18 protein-coding genes and 3 pseudogenes are annotated in these 23,420 nt (G+C 70.7%); 12 read left to right on the top strand and 9 right to left on the bottom strand.

The genetic code is table 11. The features are described 5' to 3' along the window. The first annotated feature begins 260 nt into the window (after positions 1 to 260). Positions 261 to 854 (top strand): TetR/AcrR family transcriptional regulator, encoded by a 594-nt coding sequence (locus L3078_RS00945; RefSeq protein WP_239749965.1) that lies wholly within the window; start codon positions 261 to 263, stop codon positions 852 to 854. Positions 855 to 926: 72 nt separating this feature from the next. Next, positions 927 to 1,664, top strand: coding sequence for an NADPH-dependent F420 reductase (locus L3078_RS00940; protein ID WP_239749964.1), 738 nt, complete (start codon positions 927 to 929; stop codon positions 1,662 to 1,664). Between the two features lie 168 nt (positions 1,665 to 1,832). On the opposite strand, the gene L3078_RS00935 is transcribed toward L3078_RS00940, so the two are convergent. Then, positions 1,833 to 2,480, bottom strand: a complete 648-nt coding sequence (locus L3078_RS00935) for a hypothetical protein (protein WP_239760155.1) — start codon at positions 2,478 to 2,480, stop codon at positions 1,833 to 1,835. A gap of 523 nt (positions 2,481 to 3,003) precedes the next feature. On the opposite strand from L3078_RS00935, the gene L3078_RS00930 reads away from it, so the two are divergent. The 7 genes and pseudogenes from L3078_RS00930 (at position 3,004) to L3078_RS00895 (ending at position 15,287) form a co-directional block, all read left to right on the top strand. Continuing rightward, positions 3,004 to 4,764, top strand: a complete 1,761-nt coding sequence (locus L3078_RS00930) for a S8 family peptidase (RefSeq protein ID WP_239749962.1) — start codon at positions 3,004 to 3,006, stop codon at positions 4,762 to 4,764. Between the two features lie 215 nt (positions 4,765 to 4,979). Then, positions 4,980 to 5,984, top strand: a pseudogene (locus tag L3078_RS00925) (nSTAND1 domain-containing NTPase); the annotation flags it as partial. Between the two features lie 68 nt (positions 5,985 to 6,052). Continuing rightward, positions 6,053 to 6,871 carry an IS5 family transposase gene (locus tag L3078_RS00920; protein WP_239749960.1) on the top strand — a complete coding sequence of 273 codons (819 nt, stop codon included), beginning with the start codon at positions 6,053 to 6,055 and terminating at the stop codon, positions 6,869 to 6,871. Then, positions 6,754 to 9,603 carry an nSTAND1 domain-containing NTPase gene (locus L3078_RS00915; RefSeq protein ID WP_338059560.1) on the top strand — a complete coding sequence of 950 codons (2,850 nt, stop codon included), beginning with the start codon at positions 6,754 to 6,756 and terminating at the stop codon, positions 9,601 to 9,603. The genes L3078_RS00920 and L3078_RS00915 overlap by 118 nt, the downstream gene beginning before the upstream one ends. Before the next feature lie 143 nt (positions 9,604 to 9,746). After that, entirely contained in the window at positions 9,747 to 11,171 is a 1,425-nt protein-coding gene (locus tag L3078_RS00910; RefSeq protein WP_239749956.1) for a polysaccharide deacetylase family protein, read from the top strand. Positions 11,172 to 11,253: 82 nt separating this feature from the next. Further along, complete coding sequence (locus L3078_RS44495; protein WP_275593110.1) at positions 11,254 to 14,661, top strand: S8 family serine peptidase; 3,408 nt, start codon at positions 11,254 to 11,256, stop codon at positions 14,659 to 14,661. Between the two features lie 257 nt (positions 14,662 to 14,918). Continuing rightward, a complete protein-coding gene (locus tag L3078_RS00895; RefSeq protein WP_239749955.1) occupies positions 14,919 to 15,287 on the top strand; it encodes a zinc-binding dehydrogenase in 369 nt (122 codons plus the stop codon). Between the two features lie 157 nt (positions 15,288 to 15,444). Here L3078_RS00895 and L3078_RS00890 read toward each other — a convergent pair whose 3' ends face one another. Further along, a complete protein-coding gene (locus L3078_RS00890) occupies positions 15,445 to 15,882 on the bottom strand; it encodes an Lrp/AsnC family transcriptional regulator (RefSeq protein ID WP_086800909.1) in 438 nt (145 codons plus the stop codon). 184 nt (positions 15,883 to 16,066) lie between these two features. Between L3078_RS00890 and L3078_RS00885 the strand changes: the two genes are divergently transcribed. Next, positions 16,067 to 17,341, top strand: a complete 1,275-nt coding sequence (locus L3078_RS00885) for an ArgE/DapE family deacylase (RefSeq protein WP_239749954.1) — start codon at positions 16,067 to 16,069, stop codon at positions 17,339 to 17,341. Between the two features lie 36 nt (positions 17,342 to 17,377). On the opposite strand, the gene L3078_RS00880 is transcribed toward L3078_RS00885, so the two are convergent. The 5 genes from L3078_RS00880 to L3078_RS00855 all read right to left on the bottom strand — a co-directional run bounded on the left by L3078_RS00880 (position 17,378) and on the right by L3078_RS00855 (position 20,710). Further along, entirely contained in the window at positions 17,378 to 17,788 is a 411-nt protein-coding gene (locus tag L3078_RS00880) for a hypothetical protein (RefSeq protein ID WP_239749953.1), read from the bottom strand. A 688-nt stretch (positions 17,789 to 18,476) separates the two neighbouring features. Further along, positions 18,477 to 18,713, bottom strand: coding sequence for a hypothetical protein (locus tag L3078_RS00870; RefSeq protein WP_239749951.1), 237 nt, complete (start codon positions 18,711 to 18,713; stop codon positions 18,477 to 18,479). Positions 18,714 to 18,839: 126 nt separating this feature from the next. After that, on the bottom strand, positions 18,840 to 19,283 hold the full coding sequence (locus L3078_RS00865) for a TraR/DksA family transcriptional regulator (RefSeq protein WP_239749950.1): 444 nt from the start codon (positions 19,281 to 19,283) through the stop codon (positions 18,840 to 18,842). Positions 19,284 to 19,474: 191 nt separating this feature from the next. Continuing rightward, positions 19,475 to 20,431, bottom strand: coding sequence for a polyphosphate kinase 2 (gene ppk2 / locus L3078_RS00860; protein ID WP_239749949.1), 957 nt, complete (start codon positions 20,429 to 20,431; stop codon positions 19,475 to 19,477). Between the two features lie 36 nt (positions 20,432 to 20,467). Continuing rightward, positions 20,468 to 20,710: a DUF6411 family protein gene (locus L3078_RS00855; RefSeq protein ID WP_239749948.1), complete on the bottom strand. Its 243-nt coding sequence runs from the start codon at positions 20,708 to 20,710 to the stop codon at positions 20,468 to 20,470. Between the two features lie 409 nt (positions 20,711 to 21,119). On the opposite strand from L3078_RS00855, the pseudogene L3078_RS00850 reads away from it, so the two are divergent. Next, positions 21,120 to 21,230, top strand: a pseudogene (locus tag L3078_RS00850) (hypothetical protein); the annotation flags it as partial. Positions 21,231 to 21,250: 20 nt separating this feature from the next. Here the strand turns inward: L3078_RS00850 and L3078_RS00845 are convergent. Together L3078_RS00845 and L3078_RS00840 are read right to left on the bottom strand one after the other, a co-directional pair. Then, positions 21,251 to 21,574, bottom strand: a pseudogene (locus tag L3078_RS00845) (transposase); the annotation flags it as partial. 149 nt (positions 21,575 to 21,723) lie between these two features. Next, positions 21,724 to 22,326, bottom strand: a complete 603-nt coding sequence (locus tag L3078_RS00840; RefSeq protein WP_239749947.1) for a TetR/AcrR family transcriptional regulator — start codon at positions 22,324 to 22,326, stop codon at positions 21,724 to 21,726. A 90-nt stretch (positions 22,327 to 22,416) separates the two neighbouring features. Here L3078_RS00840 and L3078_RS00835 point away from each other — a divergent pair, with 90 nt between their 5' ends. Next, positions 22,417 to 23,349 (top strand): zinc-binding dehydrogenase, encoded by a 933-nt coding sequence (locus L3078_RS00835; RefSeq protein WP_239749945.1) that lies wholly within the window; start codon positions 22,417 to 22,419, stop codon positions 23,347 to 23,349. Positions 23,350 to 23,420: the final 71 nt, after the last annotated feature.

Here is a 23,420-nt window from a genome sequence, read left to right as displayed (position 1 = left end):
CGTCATCCGCCAACGGGCGGGCCAGCTCATCGTCGTGCGGCCTGGGGATGGCCACTCCTCACTGTCTGGACCCACCGAGTCCCCCGCATACGCCGCCCCGATCACCTTGAACCATGCCAAATGGGGGCAATCATCAGCTAACCCGCGCTTGACCGGAGGCGGCCTCCGTTTTATCGTGGACGCAATTCGGAGATAGCCTCCGTTTTAATGGTTCACCACCCGAGAGCTCGGGTCACCGCACCGAGGGCGCAGGAGGGCGTATGAACGCCGCGGAGCAACGGGGGCGCAAGCCCCGCGCCGACGTCCAGCGCAATCGCGCGGCCCTTCTGGAAGCCGCCCAGCGCCATTTCCTGCGGGACGGCGTCGGTACGTCACTGGAGGCGGTCGCCAAGGAGGCGGGCGTCGGGCCGGGAACGCTGTACCGGCATTTCCCCACCCGTGAGGCCCTGCTGGCGGCCGTACTGCACGCCCGCACCCAGGAACTGGCGGCCCGCCGCGAGGGCATCGCCGGCATCGACGACGCCGGCGCGGCGCTGACGCAGTGGCTGCGGGCGATGGAGGACTACCTCAGCGCCTACAGCGGACTGCCGGAACCGCTCATGGCGGCGACCCGGGCGCAGGACCCGGGCAATCCGCTCACCGTCCCCTGCGACGAGCTCATCGCCACGACCGACGCATACGTGCGGGCCGCGCGGCGCACCGGATACCTACGCCCGTCGGTGACGGGCCACGACCTGTTCCTCGCGGCCTGCTCGGTCGCCTGGATCAAGGGCGCCGGCGCCACGGGGGAGTCGGTCGACCGGCTGCGGGCGCTCGTCGCCCACGGATACCGCGAGCCGGACGACCGCGCCTAGGCCGTGTTTAGCGGTCGGCACCTCGCTCAAGGCCGCCCCCAGGGGGTGGCTCATCCTTCGAATGGACAAATCATGAAAATAACTGTTATCGGCGCTGGGGCGATCGGCGGAAACCTGGCTCGCAAGCTGAGCCTGGCCGGTCACGACGTCCAGGTGGCGGGCGCCCGGGGGCCCGAGGCTGTCGCGGCCGAGGTGCTGGACGCGGGCGCCCGCGCGGTGGCCCTGGACGCGTCCGTCCAGGGCAGGGACGCGATCATCCTGGCGATCCCGTTCGGGGCGCAAGGGCAGCTGGCGGAGCTGATCGCCACCGCCCCCGCCGAGACCGTGGTGATCGACACCTCGAACTACTACCCGCACCTCAACGGGCGGATCGAGGCGGTGCAGGACGGCGGCCAGGTGGAGAGCGTGTACGTCTCCGCGCTCCTCGGCCGGCCCGTGGTCAAGGCGTGGAACGCCGCCCTGGCCGAGACCCAGCGCACCCGAGGCCTTCCGGCGGGCACCGCAGGCCGTATCGCCATCCCGGTCGCCGGCGACTCCGAGGACGCGAAGAAGGTGGCCATGAGTCTGGTCGACGACACCGGCTTCGACCCCTACGACGCCGGTGCTCTGGCCGACTCGTGGCGCCAGCAGCCGATGGGCCCCGCCTACTGCACCGAGCTGACCCTCGATGAACTCCCCGCCGCCCTGGCCGCGGCCGACCGCGTCAAGGACGCCGCCGTCCGCGACAGCATGCTCGAGCGGATCGCCGCCCTCCCCGACAACCCCACCCTCGACGACGTCGTCGAGATGAACCGCGCCGCACACCGCTGAAGCCCGCGGCACCGCTGAAGCCCGCGCAGGCGGCGCGGCATGCGGGCGCCTCGCGGAGAGCGGGCCCCGCGCGGCGGCCCGCCGGAGCCCCTCGTTGACGGTCGGTGCTCGTATAACACGCCCGCCCAATCCAACGTCAGGCATCCGGCCGGGAGGCGGCGGGAATGCCTACCGCCGCCGGTTGCGGGGCATCAGGCCCGCGCGGCGGGCGAGTTCGTCCTCGGGTCCGGTGCCCTGGCGTTTGCCCGGCGTGGAGCGGACGACGTAGCGGAAGGGCAGTCCGCCGGGTTCGGCGATCATGCCGCCGAACCGGGTGTCGCCGGCGAACCACACCCGGTCCGCCGGGCGGGGCCCACTGGGGCGGGGACCGTCCCAGCCGTCGGCGGGGACGGGGAACGAGCAGTGGCTCTGGCCGTCCGGCTGGAGCAACACCACCCGCCCGTCCGTCCCCCAACGGCGGCCCTGGACCCGCTCGCCCTCGGCGGCGATCACCCGGACCTCCTGGGTCCGCACGGGCCAGACCTGCCATCCGTAGGTGGACATCACCAGCCGCTCCCGGCGTCGCGCCCGGCGCCACAGCAGCGTCAGCCCGGCCGTGACCGCGATGACGGGGACCAGGCAGGCGGCGGTGACCAACCCCGGGGCGGAGCCGGGGCCCGCCCAGGAGAGGACTGCCGCCAGCAGCAGCACTTCGGCGGTCAGTGCGAGGATGCCCCACCGGAGGCCGCGTTCACGCTGCCGCAGGACGTCCTCGACGCCCGGGGTGTCCACCGCCGCTCCCGGCAGCACCTCATAGCCGTACTCCGCAGCGATCATCACGCTTCCCCTCCCGCAACGGCCGTGGTGCGGCGGTTCGCCGGCCGTCGCCAAGGCCCTGGGCGGCGGCTCGCGGATCTCCACCGCGCCCGCAGCCTACTGGCCGCGCCCCCGGTGACCACACCCTTCTCCCGGTTGTGCCACAGCTCCTGAACACCTCGAACGGTGGCGTCCAGGCGCCGGTCTCCCTGACGCCGAAGCCTCCTCGGGGTGAGGCGGCTTCGGGGACTTCGGGCGGCGTGGTGTCCGGTCAGCGCAGGCCGAGTTCTTCACGCTGGTGTGCAGCGGCATGCTCTGGCAGGAGCGGTCCGTCGAAAATCGCGGCGGGAGCGGTTGTGTCGCTTTTCAGCCATGCTCCTGCAACGTCCCTGCACGGAAAGGTACTTCCGTGCAGGAGCATGCACCTGACATCTTGCATCCACCACTCGTTTCGTACGGTCCGGCCGGTGCCCTCAGCGCGGCCGGGCCGTCTCTGGAGGACGCATTGATACCCCACATATTCAGCCGATCCAGACGCACGCTGGTGCTGGCGGGCACCCTCGGCGCCGCCCTCGTGCTCGGCGCGCCGGGCGCCCTCGCGGGCACGCTCCCCGTCGCCCCCTCCAAAGCGCCGGCCGCCAAGGCCCAGGCTCCGGCCACCGTGCCCGCGTCCCAGAGCGCGGACTGGGTGGCCGGCACGCGTGCCTACCTCGTGATCACGGCCCCCGGTGACAACTCGGCGGTCCGCTCCGCGATCGAGGCCAACGGCGGCACCGTCTTCTCCAACTTCGAAGCCATCGGCGTGATCGTCGCCCACTCGGCGGCCGGCGGATTCGCCGCCACCATGCGCGGCGTCTCCGGCGTGCAGCAGGTCGGCGCCACGCGCACCTCGGACGTCCCTGCCGACGCGTACAACCCGGCGCTCCCGCCCAACCCGTCCCAGGCCTCGACCCCGGCCGGCGAACCGGTCCGGGCCGACATGAGCCAGATCAAGGCCGACCAGGCCTGGGCCGTGAACCCGGGTTCCGCCTCGGTCAAGGTCGGCATCCTGGACACCGGTGTCGACGACCAGCACCAGGACCTGGCGCCCAACTTCAACGCGGCCGACTCGGTCTCCTGCGCCTACGGCAAGCCCGACACCCGTACCGGCGCGTGGCGGGACGTCGACACGCACGGCACCCACGTGGCGGGCACCGTCGCCGCGGCCAAGAACGGCAAGGGCGCCGTCGGCGTGGCCCCCGGTGTGAAGATCTCCGCGGTCCGGGTCGCCGAGCCGGGCACCTCCCTCTTCTTCGCCGAGAACACCATCTGCGGCTTCGTCTGGGCCGGTGACCACGGCTTCAAGGTCACCAACAACAGCTATTACACGGACCCCTGGCAGTTCAACTGCCCGGACAACATCGACCAGGCCGCCATCATCGAGGGCGTCAAGCGCGCCCAGGAGTACGCCGAGAGCAAGGGCTCCCTCCAGGTCGCCGCCGCGGGCAACGAGAACTACGACCTCGCCCACAAGACGACCGACTCCGCGAGCCCGAACGACTCGACGCCGGTCACCCGCACCATCACCAACGCCTGCCTCGACATCCCGACCGAACTGCCGGGCGTGGTCACGGTCGCGGCCAACGGCACGGGCGTCACCAAGGCCTCGTTCTCCAACTACGGGCAAGGCGTCATCGACATCGCGGCACCGGGCAGCAACGTGTACTCCACCGTCCCCGGCGGCGGCTACGGCAGCAAGAGCGGCACCTCGATGGCCTCCCCGCACGTGGCCGGCGTGGCGGCGCTCATCGCCAGTGCCAACCCGGGCATCACGCCGGCGCAGATCCGCGCCAAGCTGGCCACCCAGGCCAACGACATCGCCTGCCCCTCGGACAGCCGCTGCACGGGCACGACAGCCAACAACGCGTTCTTCGGCGAGGGCCAGGTCGACGCCCTCAAGGCCGTCGGGGCCACCCCGACGCCCGGCAAGTACTTCGAGAACCTCGCGGACTTCGCCGTCAACGACAACGCGACCGTGGAGAGCCCGATCGCCGTCACCGGCGTGACCGGCAACGCCCCGGCCACCCTCAAGGTGGGCGTGGACATCAAGCACACCTACATCGGTGACCTGAAGGTCGACCTGGTGGCGCCGGACGGCACCGTCTACACGCTCCACAACCGCGCCGGCGGCAGCGCCGACAACATCGCCCAGACCTACACCGTCAACGCCTCCTCGGAGGTCGCGAACGGCACCTGGAAGCTGCGCGTCAACGACAACGCCGCGTCCGACACAGGAAAGATCGACGCCTGGAACCTGACCTTCTAGCTGCGAACGGCTGGGCGGCAGACGGCATAGGGACCTCGGCGGCGGTGCGCGCGACGGTCGGTCCCTGTGCCGGAGCCGCCCAGCCAAGCCGCAGACGGCCCGGGGCCGGTGTCCAGCCCACCGCACGGCTCAGCAGTGTCACAGATCGGACAGGTTTGCGTGGGGGCGAGTGAAAACGTAGCTTGACCGCCTGAAGCGTGTGAAAGGTGCTCCCGGTGGGACGACGTGAGAAGCCGGTCGATCCTGACGCCGGTGCCGTGCAGCGCCTCGCGCACGAACTGCGGCTCCTCCGAGAGAAGGCCGGAAAACCGCCGTACCGGGAGATGGCCGCGCGGGCGGGCTACTCCATCACCGCGATGTCCCAGGCCGCCGCCGGTGATCAGCTGCCGTCCCTGGCGGTGGTGCGGGCGTACGCCGAAGCGCTGGACGCCGACCCGCACGAGTGGGAGCGCCGCTGGCGGGAGGCGGACGCCGAGGTCCGGGCGCCCGTACCGGAGGAGAAGCCGCCGTACCGGGGGCTGGCTCGGTTCGAGCCGGACGACAGTGAGCTGTTCTTCGGCCGGGAGACGCTCCTCGCCGACCTGGTGGAGTTGGTGCGCGAGCACCGGTTCGCCGCCGTCTTCGGGCCGTCCGGCAGCGGCAAGTCGTCACTGCTACGAGCGGGACTGATCCCGAGGCTGCGGCAGGCGGCGGGGGAGGAGCGGCCCGCGGTGATCCGCGTGCTCGCACCGGGAGAACTGCCCGCGCGCACGCACGCGCAGGCACTGGTGCCCCGCGATGGCGAGGGCGAGACCTGGGTGATCGTCGACCAGTTCGAGGAACTGTTCACGCTGTGCCACGACCGTGCGGAGCGCGACCGGTTCCTCGACCTGCTGCTCGCGGCCCGGCGGCCGGAGAGCGGACTGCGGGTGGTGGTCGCGGTCCGCGGCGACTTCTACGGCCACTGCTCCGCACACCGTGAGCTGGCCACGGCCGTCAGCCGGGCCAACCTGCTGGTCGGGCCGATGAGCCGGGACGAGCTGCGCGAGGCGATCACCGGCCCGGCCGCCTCCGCCGGACTGAACGTGGAGCGCACCCTCACCGCCCGGATCATCGACGAGGTCGTCGACCAGCCGGGAGCGTTGCCCATGCTCTCCCATGCCTTGCTGGAGACCTGGCGCCGTCGTCGTGGCCGCCTGCTGACCCTGGCGGCGTACAACGAGACGGGCGGAGTAAGGGGTCCTTGCAGAAAGATCGTGTTGTGGCACGGTGGAGAGGTATGTGATCCCGTCTTTTGTGGGGTGTGACCATGGCGCGGCGGAAGCCGTGGGAGGTCAGTGACGAGTTGTGGGCGGTGATCGAGCCGCTGTTGCCGAAGCATGAGCGGCGCTTCCGGTATCCGGGGCGCAAGCGGATCGATGACCGCAGGACGCTGCAAGGTGTGCTCTTCGTCCTCTACACAGGTGTCCAGTGGGAGTTTCTGCCGCAGGAGCTGGGGTTCGGATCGGGTCCCACCTGCTGGCGTCGGCTGGCCGAGTGGCAGGAGGCGGGGGTGTGGGAGGAGCTCCAGCGGGTGCTTCTGGACCGGTTACGGGCGGCGGACCGTCTGGACTTCTCCCGCGCCACTGTCGATGCCTCGCATGTGCAGGCCAAGCGGGGGCGAAGCAGCCCAAAAGTCGGTCCGAGCCCGGTTGACCGCGCACGGCCGGGCTCGAAGCATCACGTGCTGACCGATGCCCGCGGCACTCCGCTGCGGGTGTCGCTGACCGGTGGTCACCGTCACGATGTCACCCAGCTTCTGCCGCTGGTCGACAGCCTTGGGCCGGTACGGGGCAAGCGGGGCCGGCCCCGGCGCAGCCCCCGCACGCTGTATGCCGACCGCGGCTATGACTACGACATCTACCGCCGCCGTCTGCGCGAGCGCGGCATCACACCGAAGATCGCCCGGCGCGGCCGGCCACACGGCTCGGGCCTTGGCAAAGTCCGGTGGGTCGCCGAGTCCGCCATCGCCTGGCTCCACGGACCCCGCCGCCTACGGACCCGCTGGGAAACCAGAGACGACATGCACGACGCCTTCCTTCAGCTCGCCCACTGCATGACCCTCGCCCGCAAGCACCCGGCTTTCTGAAAGCACTCCTAAGAGGCGCGATCGCCGCCACCGCCGAGGAGGTGTACCGCCGCATACCGGCGGAGCAGAGCCGTATCGCGCGGCGCATCCTGCTGAGGCTGATCGCGCCCGGCGACGGCACGGCCGACACACGCCGCCCGGCATCCCGCTCCGAGCTCGGCAGCGGCGCACAGGACGTGCTGGACCGTCTCGTCGCCGCCCGTCTGGTCACCCTGGACGGCGACACGGTGGAGCTGTCGCACGAGGCGTTGATCACAGGCTGGCCACGGCTCGCCGGGTGGATCGAGGAGAGCCGGGAAAGACTGCGCGCACAGCGCCGACTCGGTGAGGCGGCGCGCGGCTGGGAGGAGTTGGCTCGTGACCCCGGAGCGCTGTACCGGGGCGCGAGGCTGGCCGGGGCCGCGGAACTGTTCGTCCGCCAGCCGAACGACGACCTCACCCCTCTGGAAAGAGACTTCCTCTCGGCCTCCCTCGCCGCTCAGCACGCCGAGCGGGAGGCCGAGACACGCACCGCACGTCGGACGCGTTCTCTGACCATCGCCCTGTCCGTGTTCCTCGTCCTGGCACTGACCGCCGGCCTGGTCGCCTGGCAGCGCAACGAGGTGAGCCGGGAGGAATCCGCCAAGGCCACGGCCCGCCGCCTGGCCACCGTGGCCGGCAGTCTGCGCTCCACCGACCCGCGCACCGCCGCCCTGCTCGGCGTGGCGGCATGGAAGACGGCCCCGCTCACCGAGTCCCGCTCGGCCCTCCTGGGATCCCTGACACAGCCGGAACGCGACGCGTTCACCGACCCCTTGGCCGGAAGGGACGTCCGGCGCTTCCTCTCCGACAGCGGCCGGACGCTGCTCAGCGTCGAGGGCACCACGGTGACCACCCGGAACGTGACCGACCACCAGGTCACCGCCACCCACCGCCTGCCGAGCGGCACGGAGGTGGGCGACGTCGGGCCCGACTCCCGGTTCCTCGACGTCATCGGCCCGGACGGGGGAGGCAGGCTGTGGAACCTGCCGGAGGGCAGATCCGAGGCCGAGCTGGGCAACGCGTCACAGTGGGGCAGCTCGACGGACGGGGGAACGTACCTCACCGCGCCGCCGGACGGCCCGGGCGCGGTCGCCTTGCACCGGACGGACGACGGCCAGGTCCTGTTCACCACCGACCTCCCGCGCACGCTCTCCTCGGCGGCCATCGGCCCCGGCGGACGCCTGCTCGCCCTCTGTCCCGCCGATGGGCCGCTCCAACTGTGGGACACCGCCGCCCGCAAGCGGCTGCCGGGAACCTGGGAGAAGGCGGACAGCACCGTCTGCGGAACCGGTTCCGGTGCCGACGGCGGCTCCCGCCTGCTGCGGTTCAGCGCGGACGGCAGGCGGCTGGCCGCCGTCTACGGCACGCGGGCCCTTGTCTGGGACGTCCGCGGCGGAAGCACGCTCGCCGACTTCGCCGGTGACGGCAGCACCGGCTTCACGCAGGCAGCGCTCTCCACCGACGGCGAGTTCGTGGCCACAGCGGACGACCAGGAACTCGCCGTCTGGCGACTGGCCACCGGCGGGACCCAGGTCTTCCACCGGCCGATGTCCAAGGACGAGGTCACCGGGCTGGCGTGGGACCCGGGTGAGCCCGGCCTCCTGCGCTACCTCGACGGCGCCACCGTTCACACCCTTGACCTGACCGCCCGTCTCACCCCGCGGTGGCACGACACACCGACCGACGCGAGCCTGCTCAGCCCGGACGGCACCACCTTGGCCACCGTCACCCGTTCCGGCGCCGACTACCGCTTCGAGCTGCGCGCCACGCGCACGGGCAAGGTCCTCGCGCACGCGAAGCTCGGCCCGCTGCCGAGCACCTCCGACGAGGACGTTCCCCTGCTGGCCTTCAGCCCGGACGGCCGCGCCCTGGCCCTCGCCGACACCGCGTCCTCCCACGGCTCGTCGCGGCTGCGCTTCACCGTGTGGGACGTACGGGCCCACCGGATCCGTACGGTCTTCGACACCTCCGGCGCGGCCGACCGCCCTGCCAAGGCCCTCGCCCTGGGACCCGGCGGCCGCACTCTGCTGGCCGTCCGCTTCACCGACGGCACCTCCACGACGGAGGTCTGGAACACCCGCGACCACCGGCGATCGAGGACCGTGCGTGGCTTCTCCGGGGAGGCACTGGCCGGGCGACCCGACGGGGGTCTGCTCGTCAGCTCCGACGACCAGTACGTCGATCCAGGGGCCGCAAGGGTCCGTGGACGCGCGCTCGCCGACGGCCGCCAGGTCACCTCGCTCGCTTTCAGCCCCGACGGCACCCAGCTCGCCGTCGGCGATTCCACCGGCCACGTCACCCTGTGGGACGGCGCGATCCGAGACCGCACCGGCGCACTCACCGGCACCTCCGACACGGTCACCCAGGGCGAACCGGAGGCAGTGGGGGCGCTCGCCTTCTCCTCCGACGGCGCCACGCTCGCCGTGGGCGGCGCGAACGGGACGCTGAGGCTGTGGGACACCGAGAGCCATCAGCTGCTCGGGGCGGACCTGCCCACGCCCGGCGACGAGATCCATTCCCTTGCCTTCACCGAGGACGGCGGCACGGTCTACGCCGTCAGCCCCCACGTGCCGCTCCTGCGTTTCCCTGTCGACCCGGACCACGTCGCGGACATCGTCTGCGCGCGCGCCGGTGGCGGACTGACCGCGGAGCAATGGCGGACCTACGTCCCCGACGCGCCGTACGAGAGCGTCTGCCCCACCAGCGGCTGACGCGGCCGGTCACCGGAACCGGATTTTTCACAGTGGCGTCGAGGGTCGCTGAAAAACGCCTCTGACCTGGACGCTCGTGACCAGAACGACCGCGGCGCCCGCCGACGGCGTCCGCCCTCCCCTCTCCCAGGTTCTGGTCACCCATGCGCACTCACACCCTGCTGCCCTCGCTCCTGCTGCTCGGCACACTCTCGATCACCACGGCCTGTTCTCCCGGTTCCTCGGAGCCGGCATCCGCCGGCCCGCCACGAGACGCCACCCAGTCCCCCTCGCCCGTCCACAGTGTCGACCCGTCGAAGATCAAGGGCCTGCGGATCGTCACCAACAGCAGCGAGCAGCGCTCCTGCCCCTTCGCCACGAGCTACCCGGACGTGCCCGGCGCGGAGGCGATGACGGCCGCGATGAAGAAGGACGTGGAGCAGCGCCTGGCCACATTCCGCGAGTGGGCGTGCGCTAACGGCTCAGTCGGCGAGCTCAACGTCAGCCACAGGTTCCTGGTGGCCTCCGGCGATGTACTCGGCGTCCGGCTCACCACACAGGACGGGAGCGGCGCCGGGTCCGGGCTGTCGAGCAGGACGTACTGGTACGACGGGGACGCGGGCGACTACGGCACCGCTCTCGAACTCATCGCCGACGACTCCCGGAACGCCTTCATCTCCGCCTTGAAGGACGAACTCGAGGGGCGCGAAGGCTTCGACACGACCGTCTTCGACGGCACGCTCTCCGACGCCACCTCCCGCGTCCCCGCGCTGGACAACATGGCCTTCACCGCTGACGGCGGTCTGCAGGTGACCTTCGACAGCGGCGAGGTGGGTGTACCGCCCGCCGGAACCTTCCTGGCGACGCTCTCCAAAGAGACGGTCACCCCCTGGCTGTCCGCGTTCGGCAAGCGCGCCCAGCGGCAGACCACGACGCCCAGCCGTTCGCTCGACCTGGGCGCGACGCACACCCTCGGCCCGGCCGTCCCCACCCACACCGCCTCCGGCGACGACGACACCGACTGCAAGCAGGTCACCTGCATCGCGCTGACCTTCGACGACGGACCGGCGGCCCCGGAGACCGCGACCCTGCTGAACCACCTGGCCCAGTACAAGGCCCGCGCCACCTTCTTCACCACCGGACAGAACGTCGCCGCCCACCCCGACCTGGTCCGCGCCGAGGCCCGCGCCGGACACGAGGTCGGCAACCACTCCTGGAACCACCCCGACCTCACCAAGCTCACCCCCGAGCAGATCGCCTCCCAACTCAACCGGACCAGCGCCGCCATCAAGGCCGCCACCGGCAAGGAGCCCACCCTCTTCCGCCCGCCCTATGGCGCCATCAACTCCACCGTCCGGTCCGCCACCAGGCTTTCCCCCGTCCTGTGGGACGTGGACACGGAGGACTGGAAGTATCCCGACGCCGCCAAGGTCGCCCAAACCGTCATCGACAAGGCGCAGCGCAACAGTGTCGTCCTCTTGCACGACATCCACCCCACCTCCGTCGCCGCGGTCCCGCAGATCCTGCGCACCCTCACCGCCCGCGGCTACCACTTCGTCACGGTGAGCCACCTGCGCGCCAGCCTCTGAACAGTCGCCCCGCTCATCCTGCTGGCCCCAGTCGCCGAACCACCAGATTCCGGCATGGAGCCGGACACCGAAGGAGAACGCATTGCTGCCCAAGTCAGTCAGGTGGGGGACGCTCCCCGCCCTCGCAGGTGTGGTGGCCGTCTCGCTCGCCGTGCCGGGCCCCGCCGCCCAGGCCGTCGCCCCCGAAGCAGCGTCGGTGGGGAGGCACACGGGGACAGCCAGAACCGTGACCCTCATCACCGGCGACCGGGTCATCCTGCGCCCCCAGCCCGGCGGCAAGACCCCCGCCGTGTCCGTGCTCCCCGGCAAGGGCCGGGAGGACATGGCCTTCCGCCTCGTACGCTCCCTCCGAGCCGGGACACGGCACATCAGCGTGATTCCGACTGACGCCGAACACGCCCTGTCCACCGGGAAGTTGGACGCGCGCCTGTTCGACGTCACGGAGCTGATCCGCATCGGTCAGGACGACGCGCGCTCGCGCTCACTGCCGTTGATCGTCATGGAGCGGGCGGGCAAGGGGGCCGCCCGATCCGCCCTCACCGCACACGGAGCCGACCTCGGCCGCACCCTGCGCGTGCTGAACGGCGGCACCCTCACCCAGCCCAAGAAGCACACCGGTGCCCTGTGGCAGTCCCTGCGCAAGGGACCGTTGTCCAGTCGCGTCAACAAGCTCTGGCTGGACGGCAAGGCGAAGGTCCTGGACGACGAGAGCAACAAGATCATCGGAGCCCCCACCGCCTGGAAGTCCGGCCTCACCGGCAAGAACGTGCTGATAGCCGATCTGGACACCGGCATCGACGCCCACCACCCCGACTTCAAAGGCCGCATCGCCGCATCGAAGGTCTTCACCGGGACCAGCCTCAAGGACGGATTCGGGCACGGCACCCACACCGCCTCGACCATCGCCGGCACCGGCGCGGCATCCCGAGGCACGTACGCGGGCGTCGCGCCGGGCGCCAGACTGCTCATCGGCAAGGTGTGCGACGACAACGGCGCCTGCCCCGACAGCGCGATCATCGCCGGCATGGAGTGGGCCGCGGCCCAGCACGCGGTCGCCGTCAACATGAGCCTCGGTGACACCGCCACCGACGGAACCGACCCCGTGTCCACCGCCCTGAACCGGCTCACCGCACAGACCGGCACCCTGTTCGTGGTGGCCGCCGGCAATGACGGCGGGCCGGAGGGCACCGGCGTGGACGGCACGATCGGCAGCCCCGGCAGCGCCGACGCCGCACTCACCGTCGGCAGCACCACCAAGCGCGACACCCTCAGCGACTTCTCCAGCCAGGGCCCCCGACTCGGCGACGCCGCCGTCAAGCCCGACCTGGTGGCACCCGGCGAGGACATCATCGCGGCCCGCGCCGACGGCACCAACATGGATACGCCCACGCCCAACCCGCGCTACGAGCAGGCGTCCGGCACCTCCATGGCCACCCCGCACGTCACCGGTGCCGTGGCCCTGCTCGCCGAGGCCCACCCCACCTGGAAGGCCGCCGACTTCAAGCGGGCCCTGACCTCCTCGGCGCACGGCCTGAAGAACCTGACCGCCTTCCAGCAGGGCTCCGGCCGCCTCGACATCGGGCGCGCCCTGAAACAGAAGGTCCACGCCACCTCCGGCGCCGCCAACCTGGGCCTGTTCGCCTGGCCGCACGCCGACACCACCGCCACCCGGCAGATCACGTACCGCAACGACGGCGACCAGGCGGTCACTCTCAAGCTCGCCCTGGACACCTACGGGCCCGGCGGCAAGCGGGCCCCGGCCGGCATGTTCGCCCTGGGCGCCACCAGCGTGACCGTCCCCGCGCACGGCACCGCCACCGCCAACGTCACCGGCCGTACCACCAAGGCCCAGATCGGCCGCTACGGCGGCGCAGTCCTCGCCACCGCCGGAGACACCACGGTACGCACCGCCGTCGGCCTGTTCGCCGAACCGGAACGCCACACCCTGACCGTCACCGGCCTCAACCGTGAGGGCAAGCCGGCCGCGGGCGAACCGCTGACCGTCGTCGGCCCGCGCACCGGCATCCAGCAGGACATCCGGCTGGGGAGCGACGGCACGTTCCGGCTGCGCCTGCCGGAGGACGACTACACCATCCTCGGCGTCGACGACAGCCTGGCCGAGCTCGACGGTTCCGGCACCCGTACCGGCACCCGGACCCTGCTCGCCGCCACCGGCATCCGCACCGACCGGGACCGCACCGTGACACTCGACGGCCGCAAGGCCGGCAAGGTCTCGGCCCGCGTCGACCGCCGTGACACCACAGCGATCTCCACCTCGGCGACCCTCGCGCTGGCCGGAGGGCAGGAAGACGACACCTACTCACTCACCGTCGTCGTCGGCAGCAAGGCCACCCTGTACGCCACGCCCACCGCACAGGCCCGGGGCGTCCGCTACGCCGCCTCCACCACCCTCACGGGCAAGGACACCGGCGGCGCCCACCGCTACTCCTTGTGGCAGACACACAAGGGCGGCATACCCGCCGACACCGACCCCGTCGTCCACGACCGGCAACTGGCCACCGTGCGCGCCAGTTACGCCTCCCAGGGCGGCAAGCGGGTCGCAGCCGTGCGCTCCGATCAGCCGACGACCGATGTGGCGTTGATGCCGTTCATCCCGACGTTGCCCACCGCGCTCCCGAGCCGGGTAACCGAGTACTACTCAGCCGCCCCCGGACTCACCTGGACGCACTACCTCGACCTCTTCGGGACGACGGACAACAGGCCCGACGGCACTCTCCCGGACCATGACGAGACGACCGCGGTCCGTCGCTACCGGGCCGGACGCACGTACACCGTCGACTGGAACCGCGCCCCCGTCGGCCCGGCCGTCTACAGCTCCACCCGCAAGGGCAACCACCTGTCCCTGGACATGGCCCCTTATGCCGCCGCCGGCACCGGGCAGCGCCTCGACGGTTCCTCCAACTTCGAGGTCGACGGCGACGTCGTGCTCTCCTCCGGTGGACGGGTCATCGACCGAACGGGCGACCTCTCGAACATCGGCTTCACCGTCCCCGGCGCCGCCAAGCGCCGCTACACCCTGACCACCCGCACCACGCGCACGGTCGACTGGACGGCGCTCGGCACCCGCTCCACGGCGACCTGGGGCTTCACCTCGGCACGGCCTCGCGGCTCGACGTCCTCGACGCTTCCGCTGCTGACCGTACGCGCCGGGGGAGGGGTCGACCTCAACAGCACCGCCCCCTTCGGCCGTACCTTCCGCGTCCCGCTCACCGTGCAGCGCCCCCCGGGTGCCGAACGGTCGGCGGTGACCCGGCTGACCCTCCAGGTCTCGTACGACGACGGCCGCACATGGAAGACCGTCCGCGTCGCCCGCCACGGCACCACCGGCAGCGCCCTGCTCCACCACCCGAATCGCACCGGCCATGCCTCCCTGCGGATCAGCGCAGCGGACAAGGCAGGCAACACCGTCACCCAGACCGTCATACGGGCCTACCGCATCGCCACAGGTCAGGGGCGCTTGACCCGGTAGGCATGGCCTGAGGTGCCGCAAGTGCCGGGGCTTGGACCCGGCGAAGGCGGTCGCCCTTCCGGTCGCCGGCGTGGCCGCACTGCGCTCGCTGCGGGCCGCCGGGCTCGGGCCGGACAAGAGGGTCTTGATCACCGGCGCGTCCGGCGGGGTCGGCCGCTTCGCCGTCCAGTTGGCGGCGAGGGCGGGTGCCCACGTGATCGCGTCCGTGGGCTCGACGGCCCGCGGGGAGGGGCTGGTCGGCCTCGGGCGCCGACGAGGTGCTGGTCGGCCTGGAGGGACTCGAGCGAGCCGTCGACGTGGTCATCGACAGCGTCGGCGGTCCCCAGCTGGTGGCGGCATGGAACCTGCTCGCTCCCGGGGGCAGCGTGCAGAGCGTCGGCTGGACTTCCGGGGAGCCGGCGGTCTTCCCCCCGTATGCGACCGTGGGCCCGACCAGGTCGCTGACGTCCTTCGTCATCGAGGGCGATACCGGCCCGGACCTGACCGCTCTCACCGAACTGGCTGCCGAGGGGGCCATCTCTGTCGAGATCGGCTGGCAGGGATCCTGGGCCCATTTCGCCGAGGCCGCCGAGGCCCTCCGCGGGCGCCGCGTCTCCGGAAAGGCAGTCCTGCGGGTCACGCGGTGAACGGGATGCGCCGGCACTGCCTCCGCCGCCTCCCGCCGCAGGTAGTCCCGGGAGAGGTTGTCCCAGCGCAGGCAGCTGAGAACGATCCGGTCGCGGACGCGGCGCTCGTCGGCCGACGCGAGCCCGGCACCCGCGGTGATCCCATGGTGGTGTTCGATCACACGCGAGGCCGGTTCAACAGCCGGGAGAGCACGATGGCGCTCTCGGTCCGTTCGACAGGAGCCGTGGCGCGCACGCGCTGGATGGCCTGTTCCAGGTGATGGATGTCCCTGGCGAGCATGTGGACGACTGCGTCGGCGGCGCCGGAGACGGTACAGGCTTCGACGACCTCGGGGATGCCCTCCAGGGCGCGGCGCAGTTCGGCGGGGGTGGGATTGCCGGTGCAGTAGACCTCGACGAAAGCCTCGGTGTGCCAGGCCAATGCCTGAGGGTCGATGAGAGCGGTGTAACCGCGGATCGCGCCCGTGGCCTCCAAACGGCCGAGACGCCGCTTGGCAGCGGGCGCGGACAGCCCGGCCGCCTTGCCGATCTGGGCGTACGTGGCACGTGCGTTGTGCAGCACGTAGCGGATGATCGCTTCGTCGATGGCGTCCATACCCCACTCCAGACGTCGGAACCTGTGGCTGGCCTCGCGCGCCGCGGCGCAAGTATTCGCCACGATCCCCCTGACATTGCAAGAAATCGACAGGAGGCAGCAGCAAATGGCGATTGCTTGCATTGTCGGCCCGAACATAGTCTCCGGCTTGTCCTGATGTCACGTGTGCCGGAGCAGGGTGGGGATGACAGCAAGCCTGAGCGATGTGGAAGCCTCGGCACTGGCCGCGGTGGACGAGGCGGCCATCGGCCGACTGCTGCTGGAACTTCTCGCTGTTCCGAGCGTGACGGGGAGCGCCGCGGAGTCAGAGCTTCAGCACGTCCTGGCCCGGCAGTTGGAGCGGATGGACCTCGATGTGGACCTGTGGTCCATGAACCTGCCCGAGCTACGTGCCCATCCCCGGTTTCCCGGCAGCGAGGCCCCGCGCACGGAGTCGTGGGGCCTGGTGGGCGGCACGCGGCCCCAGGGCGACGGGCCGACCCTGGTCCTCCAGGGACACGTCGACGTCGTCCCTTCCGGGGACCTGGCGCAATGGCAGGGCGACCCGTTCCGCCCCCGGATCACCGGGGACTTGGTGCACGCACGAGGAGCGTGCGACATGAAGGCGGGCGTGGTGGCGATACTCGCCACCCTGGCCGCGATACGCCGAGCGGGCGCGAAGCTGCGCGGCCAGGTGTCCGCGCACTTCGTCGTCAGCGAGGAGGACGGAGGCCTCGGAGCGTTCGGAACCCTCGAACGCGGCCACACCGGTGATGCCTGCATCATCACGGAACCGACCAGCGGCGCTCTCATGACCGCGAACGCCGGCGCCCTGACTTTCCGTATCGAGGTACCCGGCCGCGCCACCCACGGCAGCACCAGATACGTCGGAGTGAGCGCGATCGACGCCTACCTGCCCATCCACCGCGCGCTCGCCCGTCTCGAAGCCCGCCGCAACACCGGCGCCGGACCCCTGATGGCCGACTACCCCATTCCCTACCCGCTGTCCGTGGGTACCGTCCGGGCCGGCGACTGGGCCAGCAGCGTGCCCGACCTGCTGGTGGCTGAGGGAAGACTGGGTGTCCGCCTGGGCGAGGATCCGGCCCGGGCACGCACCGAACTGGAGGTGTGCGTGGCCGAGGCCTGCGCGGACGATCCGTGGCTGCGCTCTCACCCCGCCACGGTGACGTGGCCCGGAGGCCAGTTCGCCAGCGGACAGCTGCCCGCCGGCCACCCGCTCGCAGCCCTGGTCGGCGACGCGCACGCCGACGTCACCGGCGGCCCCCGCCCGCCGGAGCGAGGCGCTCCCTACGGCAGCGACCTGCGGCTGTACTCAGGGGCGGGCATCCCCACGCTCCAGTACGGCCCCGGCGACGTACGCCTCGCGCACGGCCCGCAGGAACAGGTCCGCGTGAGCGAAATCGTCACCGTCACCAGGGCACTGGTACTCGCCACGCTGCGTGCGGTCGGCACCGAGTAGCCAGGTCTCCGGCTGCCTCGGGCCCGTGACCGGAAGCTACGCGACACCCCTGGCGCTTCGGCAGTTGTCCTCGTTGTTGCCCCAGTACTCGCAGACCGTGACGTACACGTAGAACCCGTCGGCGAAGAAGTTCCCGACGTCCGCGGTGCAGCTGCCGTTGTTGGACGGGTCGCGCAGGATGACCGCCATGTCACCGCCACGGGGGTCGGTGCCGCTCACGACGGCGACGACACCCCGCTCATTGGAGTCGTTGTCGCACACCGTGATCTTCTCCATCGACGGATAGCCGGCGAGGTCGGCGTCGAAGAACACCGCGCCGCTGCCACCCGCCGTGTAGAGCCAGCCGACGTTCTGGGGCGGCTCCGCCGCGTTCGCCTGCGTCCCGACACCGAACACAACGGCCAACCCCGTGGCGACCACCAGACCGAATCGTCGCACCCACCTCATCGACCATCCCCCTTCCCAGCACAAGACAAGATCGGCACACCCTACGAAAAGCTCCCGCTCACGTCACCGCCCGCTCGCAACTCTGGCTGGATCTGACGGTCACCCACGGACCGCCCCGTCGGCTGCGTGAGCACTCTCTCCGCCGTCCCGGCGGTGGCGAGTTCTCATGCGACTGACGCGGTCAACTCGCCCCTGTCGGTCGCGGAGTCGATTGCCACCAGCGGTGTTTGGCGGGGCCGGGCCGACGAACGGCCCACCCGAGGACACCGCGCTGTCAGTGCCCCGACGTAGGGTGCCTGGCGTGGCCGTATACCGGCCTCGACCCGCAGTTGACCACCCACCGGCCGCGCCGCCGGGAAAGTCCGACAGAGAGCAGATCCCGCCGTGTTCCAGGAGACCCCCATCTTCAGCCGCCTCGTCGACGAGCGCGGCGACATCCCCGCCCAGGTGCGCGGCGAAGCCGAGCGCATACAACGCGACTTGGCCCGTGTCCTGCGCCAGGCACCCGCATCCCCCCTGAACACGCCGCGCAACTCCCCGGGCTCGACAGCTCCCTCCAGGTCCCTGTAAGGGTGCGCTGCGCCCGTCAGGCCCGCGCCTTCACCGCTGGCTTTCTGGCTGCACGACGGGTCGCGGTCGTAGTCACTCGACATGGACGGGTGCCGGGGACCACGTGGGAGGCAGTGGCTCAGTTGCACATCAGGTTGTGGCTCGCACCGATCGGTCTGATCGGTGCCGTGGCCACGCGGAACCGCTCGTCCAGGGCGTCGAGTTCGGCCTGACGGTGTCCGCGTACCCGCTCGGTCAGGATCGGCCAGGCGTCGCGGAGCCAGTCGCGATCGGCGATGTCATGGAGAAACTCCCAGGCCCACATCGTGTCGAAGCCCTCTTCGACGTCCGCAACGAACTCCGCCCACGCCTCCATACACGAGGACCAGCGACCTCGACGAACCCGACGACCCATCGCCCTGAGCGACGACGAACAGGTGCTCGGCCCCTTCCGTAGCTACTCGGACGCTGGAGGCGCCAGGGCACTTCCCACGATGCTCCCTCATGGGTTGTGCGGCGGACGCCGTAGCGGGTGGCCGGTGCGCGGCGGCCGGCGTGCGTCGGATTCGGCGCAGCGGACACACGTGGTCGTCGCCGGACGGATCTCCAGACGCTCGGGCGGGATCGTCATGCCGCAGCCTTCGCAGCGTCCGTACTGTCCTCGGTCGAGTCGTTCCAGCGCCCGGTCCAGCTCCTTCAGGTCCTCGCGTGCTTGCGCCATGAGGGCGGCCACGTGGGCACGCTCGAAAGCCGTGGTGCCTCCTTCGGGGTCGTGCTCGTCGTCGACAGCGATCAGGGCATTCGCCGCGACGATCCCGTCGAAGTCGCGGCTCAGCGCGGCAGCCCGGGCGAGCGTCTCGGCGCGGGCGGCTACGAGGCGCGCGCGGGCGTCCGAGGAGATGGGCGGACCGGGGGCGTCGGGGTCCTGACGGGATGCATCACCCATGCTGCGAGAACGCCGAAACGCGGCTCACGATTCCCTATGCCGAAGCTCAGCGAGCCTGGTCCGACGCCCCATGCCGGCGTCCGGCGCATCCGGTCACCGCACACTTTCATGTAGCCCTGGCCTGCACGTTTACAGATCCTGTCCGGCGAGTAGGGAGAACCGTACGACCGGACGATCACGGTGGTCGGCGGTCAGGGGTTTTCGGGGTGGTTGCCGGGCCCGCTGGTGCGGGGGGACAGAGGGGTGGGTGACAGCGTGGTGTCTTCCTCTCCGGGCTCCAGCAGGGTGTTCGCGGCGCCGACGATGAGCGGATCAGGGGTGCCCACCGCCTCGGGATCCTTGCTGGCGTAGTCGATGCGCGACAGCAGACTGCGCATGGTCTCCAGTCGCGCGCGACGTTTGTCGTTGCTCTTGACGACGGTCCAGGGGGCGCATTCGGTGTCGGTGGCGCGGAACATGTCGACCTTGGCCTCGGTGTAGTCGTCCCACCGGTCCAGCGAGGCCAGGTCGGTGGGGGAGAGTTTCCACTGGCGTACCGGGTCGACCTGCCGGATGGCGAAACGGGTGCGCTGTTCGGCGCGGGAGACGGAGAACCAGAACTTGACCAGCACGATGCCGTCGTCGACGAGCATCCGCTCGAAGGCAGGGCACTGAGCGAGGAACAGCTCGTACTCGTCCTTCGAGCAGTAGCCCATCACACGCTCCACGCCGGCCCGGTTGTACCAGGAACGGTCGAAGAACACGATCTCTCCCGCCGTCGGCAGGTGGGTGACGTACCGCTGGAAGTACCACTGCCCCGTCTCCCGCTCGGTGGGCCTGTCCAGGGCCACAACACGTGCGCCGCGGGGGTTGAGACGCTCGGTGAGGCGTTGGATCGTGCCGCCTTTGCCCGCCGCGTCGCGCCCTTCGCACACCACGATCACGCGTGCGCCGGTGTCCTTGACCCACCGCTGAAGCTTGAGCAGCTCGATCTGGAGGACACGCTTGCGCCGCTCGTACGCCTGGCGGCTGACCCTGTGGTCGTACGGATGGTTCTCGCGCCAAGTCCTGAGGGGGCGGCCGGCCCCGTCCAGCAGGACCGGCCGCTCTCGTCGGCTGGTGTCCACGGTCAGCCCGTCCAGGAGCCGGTCGCCCTGTTCAGCGTTCATCACACCACTCCCGAGTGAGCTCTGTATGCGCCGAGGTCAGAGGGGCATGCGGCCACGGGTGCGGCGGCCGGCCGAGCCGCTGCGGCCCACGGCGCGGGAACTCGTCCGGAACGGCTTGCTGAAGAGCCGACCCAGGACACCGGGCGCCTTGCCGCCGGCTCGCGCGCCGGCGCCGAGCGAACGCTGGGTACCGCGTTCGGGATGACGGGACAGACGCGGGACGAGGAAGGCCAGCACGGCCAGGACGACACACACTCCGACAACTGCGGCGATGATCACGAATCGACTCCTTCGATCGGTCGGGAGAATACGAGTGCCCCGTCCCGTTCCCCACCCACCTATGTATTCGCTCGCATACTCTCGACGCCTGCGAGGGCGGGGTTCAGCCCTTCAGCCGCGGCAGCAGTCGGCGATGGTCCGTCCTGAACGCGCAGCCTCGGGCTCCCGCAGCATGTCGGGGTAGGCAGCGCCGGAGCCGTTTTCGAGATGCCGTGCGGGAAGCCGCAGCGCGCGAAGGCGAAAACGAAGGCGGTGTCGATGCCTCCGGCACCGAACGCCTCCAGCAGTCCGCGCACATGCAAGCAAGATCGTCGCGCCAACCCGGCAGCTGCTCCTGGAGGCCAGCGCGCTCTACCGCTCCGCGTGGCCCAAGGGGTTCCTGGCCTGCGGAAGAAGTGCGGCGACGCGCATGGAGGCCCGGTTCCACGATCACCCGCACGCCAAGGTGATCCGCAGCCTGCCCGGCATGGGCGCCATGCTCGGAGCCACCTTCATCGCCGCAACGGTCGGTGACATGGAAGCCCTTGGCACCGCCGACCGTCTGGCGGCGTTCGCCGGCCTGTCCCCGGTGCCAAGCCAGGGGCTGATGTCAACCGCGAGGACCAGGCGCCCGTCGGCGGCCTGCGGCATCGGCAGGCCGGCCAGCACCTGCCGCAGCCGGGGAACGTCCACGTTCCCGCAGTTCAGCGCGTCTTACATCGTGCCCTGCCCGCGCCGGTGCTCGGCCAGCAGCGTGAGGTCCACCGGGGTGGTCACCGGACCGGGCGCGCAGAGCAACGCGTCCACGAGCTCGAACGGTTCGTCCCCGCGCGTGGTCAGGCAGTCGAATAAGTCGGCCCGGAAGCCGGACGCTTGTGCGAACACATCCCCGGGGCCAGCGTCTGCAGCAGACTGACCTTCGCGGCCTTCGTCTTGATCGGTGCACCTTGGTGGGAGCACATGATCAGACGAAAGCCGCCCCGGCGTCCGACGAACGCCCAGGTGTGCAGGCAAGTTCGAGGCCCATCTCGACCTCAGGCCATGAAAGACAAGCTGAGGGCGGAGTTCATGGATGAGCAGGACCGGCGCAAGAGTGCGGGAAGTTCGCCCGGTATGCAGTCGGGCAGCCATTCGTCCAGAGTGCAGCGCCAGGATGCCAAGAAGAACTCGATGACGAGCCGCAGCTCGAGACGGCTCTGTCCGCCGAGCCTGCGAGCGATCTCGGCCTGGACTTCGGCGCAGTGTCGGCGCGTGTACCCGTCGAGTGCGGGCGAATCGGCAATCAGCCGCAGCGTGAGTGGGAAGCGTCGGTACCAGTCCTCATCCATGCGCTCGAGAGTGGTCAGCATGGCGTCGAGGAAGACGTCGGCCAGCGGCCCGGACTTCTTGATGCCGTCCAACACTTCCAGGTAGACGTCCCAGAGCTGCGTTACGGCGGTGAGTGCCACGTCCTCCTTGGAGCGGAAGTTGCGGAAGAAGGTCCGCCGGGACACCTCCACCTGCTCCAGCAGCGCGTCCAGAGGAGTGTTGTCGAATCCGCGGTCGCCGAAGAGCGTGACGGCGGTATCGATCAATGCCTGGCGAGTGCGGAGCTTCTTCCGTTCGCGCAAGGTGGCGGGCTGCTCGGAGGTGGTCACCCTTGGCACTTTATCAAGCATGCCGAGACCGAGCATATGCTCTACTGAGGCAAACGCCACACTGTGGCACTTCATGAAAGGGATCTCCCCGTGCGCGCACTCGTCGTCGACCACACCTCACCCGGTCACCTGTCACTGACGGACATCCCCGCACCGCGGCCCGCCGCCCACGAGGCGCTCGTGCGGGTTGAGGCGGTATCGCTGAACTTCGGTGAAGTCCATGAGGCGACCCGTCCGCAGATGCCGGGCGGCACCGTGCTCGGCTGGGACGCGGCCGGCGTGGTCGTCCAAGCGGCCGCCGACGGCTCCGGCCCGGCTGAGGGAGAGAGGGTCGTCACTCTCGGCGAGACCGGCTGGGCCGAGCTGCGAGCCGTACCCGCCGCCCGGCTCGGCACCGCACCGAAGGACGCCGACCCCGGCGCACTGAGCACCGTCCCCGTCGCCGGACTGAGCGCCCTGCACGTGCTGCGCCGGATGGGATCGCTGCTCGGTCGCCGCGTGATGGTCACCGGTGCTTCCGGCGGCGTCGGCCGCTACGCCGTCCAGTTGGCCGCCCGCTCGGGCGCGCACGTCGTTGCCATCAGCCGGAACCCCGCCCAGGCGGACGGACTGCGAGCCCTGGGCGCCCACGAGGTCCACCCCGAGCCGGCCGCCGCGCGGCAGCCCGTGTCTGCCGTTCTCGACAACGTCGGCGGACAGTACCTCGTCGACGCCTTCGCCACCTTGTCGGCCGGCGGCATCCTCTACAGCGTGGGCCGCTCCTCCGAGGCCGACGTAGTGCTGCCACCGGATGCTCTGCTGGGCAACGGAGGACGGCACGACCGGTCGATCCGCACCTTCTTCCTCTTCGGCGACCCCACCATCGACTTCTCCGCCGATCTGACCTGGCTGGCCAGAGAGATCGCTGCAGGCCGACTCGATCCGGGCATCAGCTGGCGCGGCCCCTGGACTCGCCACTCCGAGGCAGTACAGGCACTGCTCGGCCGGCGCCTTCACGGCAAAGCCGTCCTCGATCTCGAGTAAGCGGCCGGATTCGACACCGTCCCAACCTCCGTCGGCACCACACAACGCCGACGGAGGTTGAAGAACAAGCT

The organism is Streptomyces deccanensis (assembly GCF_022385335.1).
Classification (GTDB): Bacteria; Actinomycetota; Actinomycetes; order Streptomycetales; family Streptomycetaceae; genus Streptomyces; species Streptomyces deccanensis.
This window is presented reverse-complemented; position numbering and strand designations above follow the sequence as displayed.

Bases quoted from the DNA above. Each gene is read 5' to 3' on its own strand.
- L3078_RS00940 (WP_239749964.1), top strand. From the start codon at position 927: ATGAAAATAACTGTTATCGGCGCTGGGGCGATCGGCGGAAACCTGGCT.
- L3078_RS00890 (WP_086800909.1), bottom strand. From the start codon at position 15,882: ATGGACGCCATCGACGAAGCGATCATCCGCTACGTGCTGCACAACGCA.
- L3078_RS00885 (WP_239749954.1), top strand. From the start codon at position 16,067: ATGACAGCAAGCCTGAGCGATGTGGAAGCCTCGGCACTGGCCGCGGTG.
- L3078_RS00920 (WP_239749960.1), top strand. From the start codon at position 6,053: ATGGCGCGGCGGAAGCCGTGGGAGGTCAGTGACGAGTTGTGGGCGGTG.
- L3078_RS00910 (WP_239749956.1), top strand. From the start codon at position 9,747: ATGCGCACTCACACCCTGCTGCCCTCGCTCCTGCTGCTCGGCACACTC.
- L3078_RS00935 (WP_239760155.1), bottom strand. From the start codon at position 2,480: ATGATCGCTGCGGAGTACGGCTATGAGGTGCTGCCGGGAGCGGCGGTG.
- L3078_RS00870 (WP_239749951.1), bottom strand. From the start codon at position 18,713: ATGGAGGCGTGGGCGGAGTTCGTTGCGGACGTCGAAGAGGGCTTCGAC.
- L3078_RS00945 (WP_239749965.1), top strand. From the start codon at position 261: ATGAACGCCGCGGAGCAACGGGGGCGCAAGCCCCGCGCCGACGTCCAG.
- ppk2 (WP_239749949.1), bottom strand. From the start codon at position 20,431: ATGAACGCTGAACAGGGCGACCGGCTCCTGGACGGGCTGACCGTGGAC.
- L3078_RS00865 (WP_239749950.1), bottom strand. From the start codon at position 19,283: ATGGGTGATGCATCCCGTCAGGACCCCGACGCCCCCGGTCCGCCCATC.
- L3078_RS00880 (WP_239749953.1), bottom strand. From the start codon at position 17,788: ATGAGGTGGGTGCGACGATTCGGTCTGGTGGTCGCCACGGGGTTGGCC.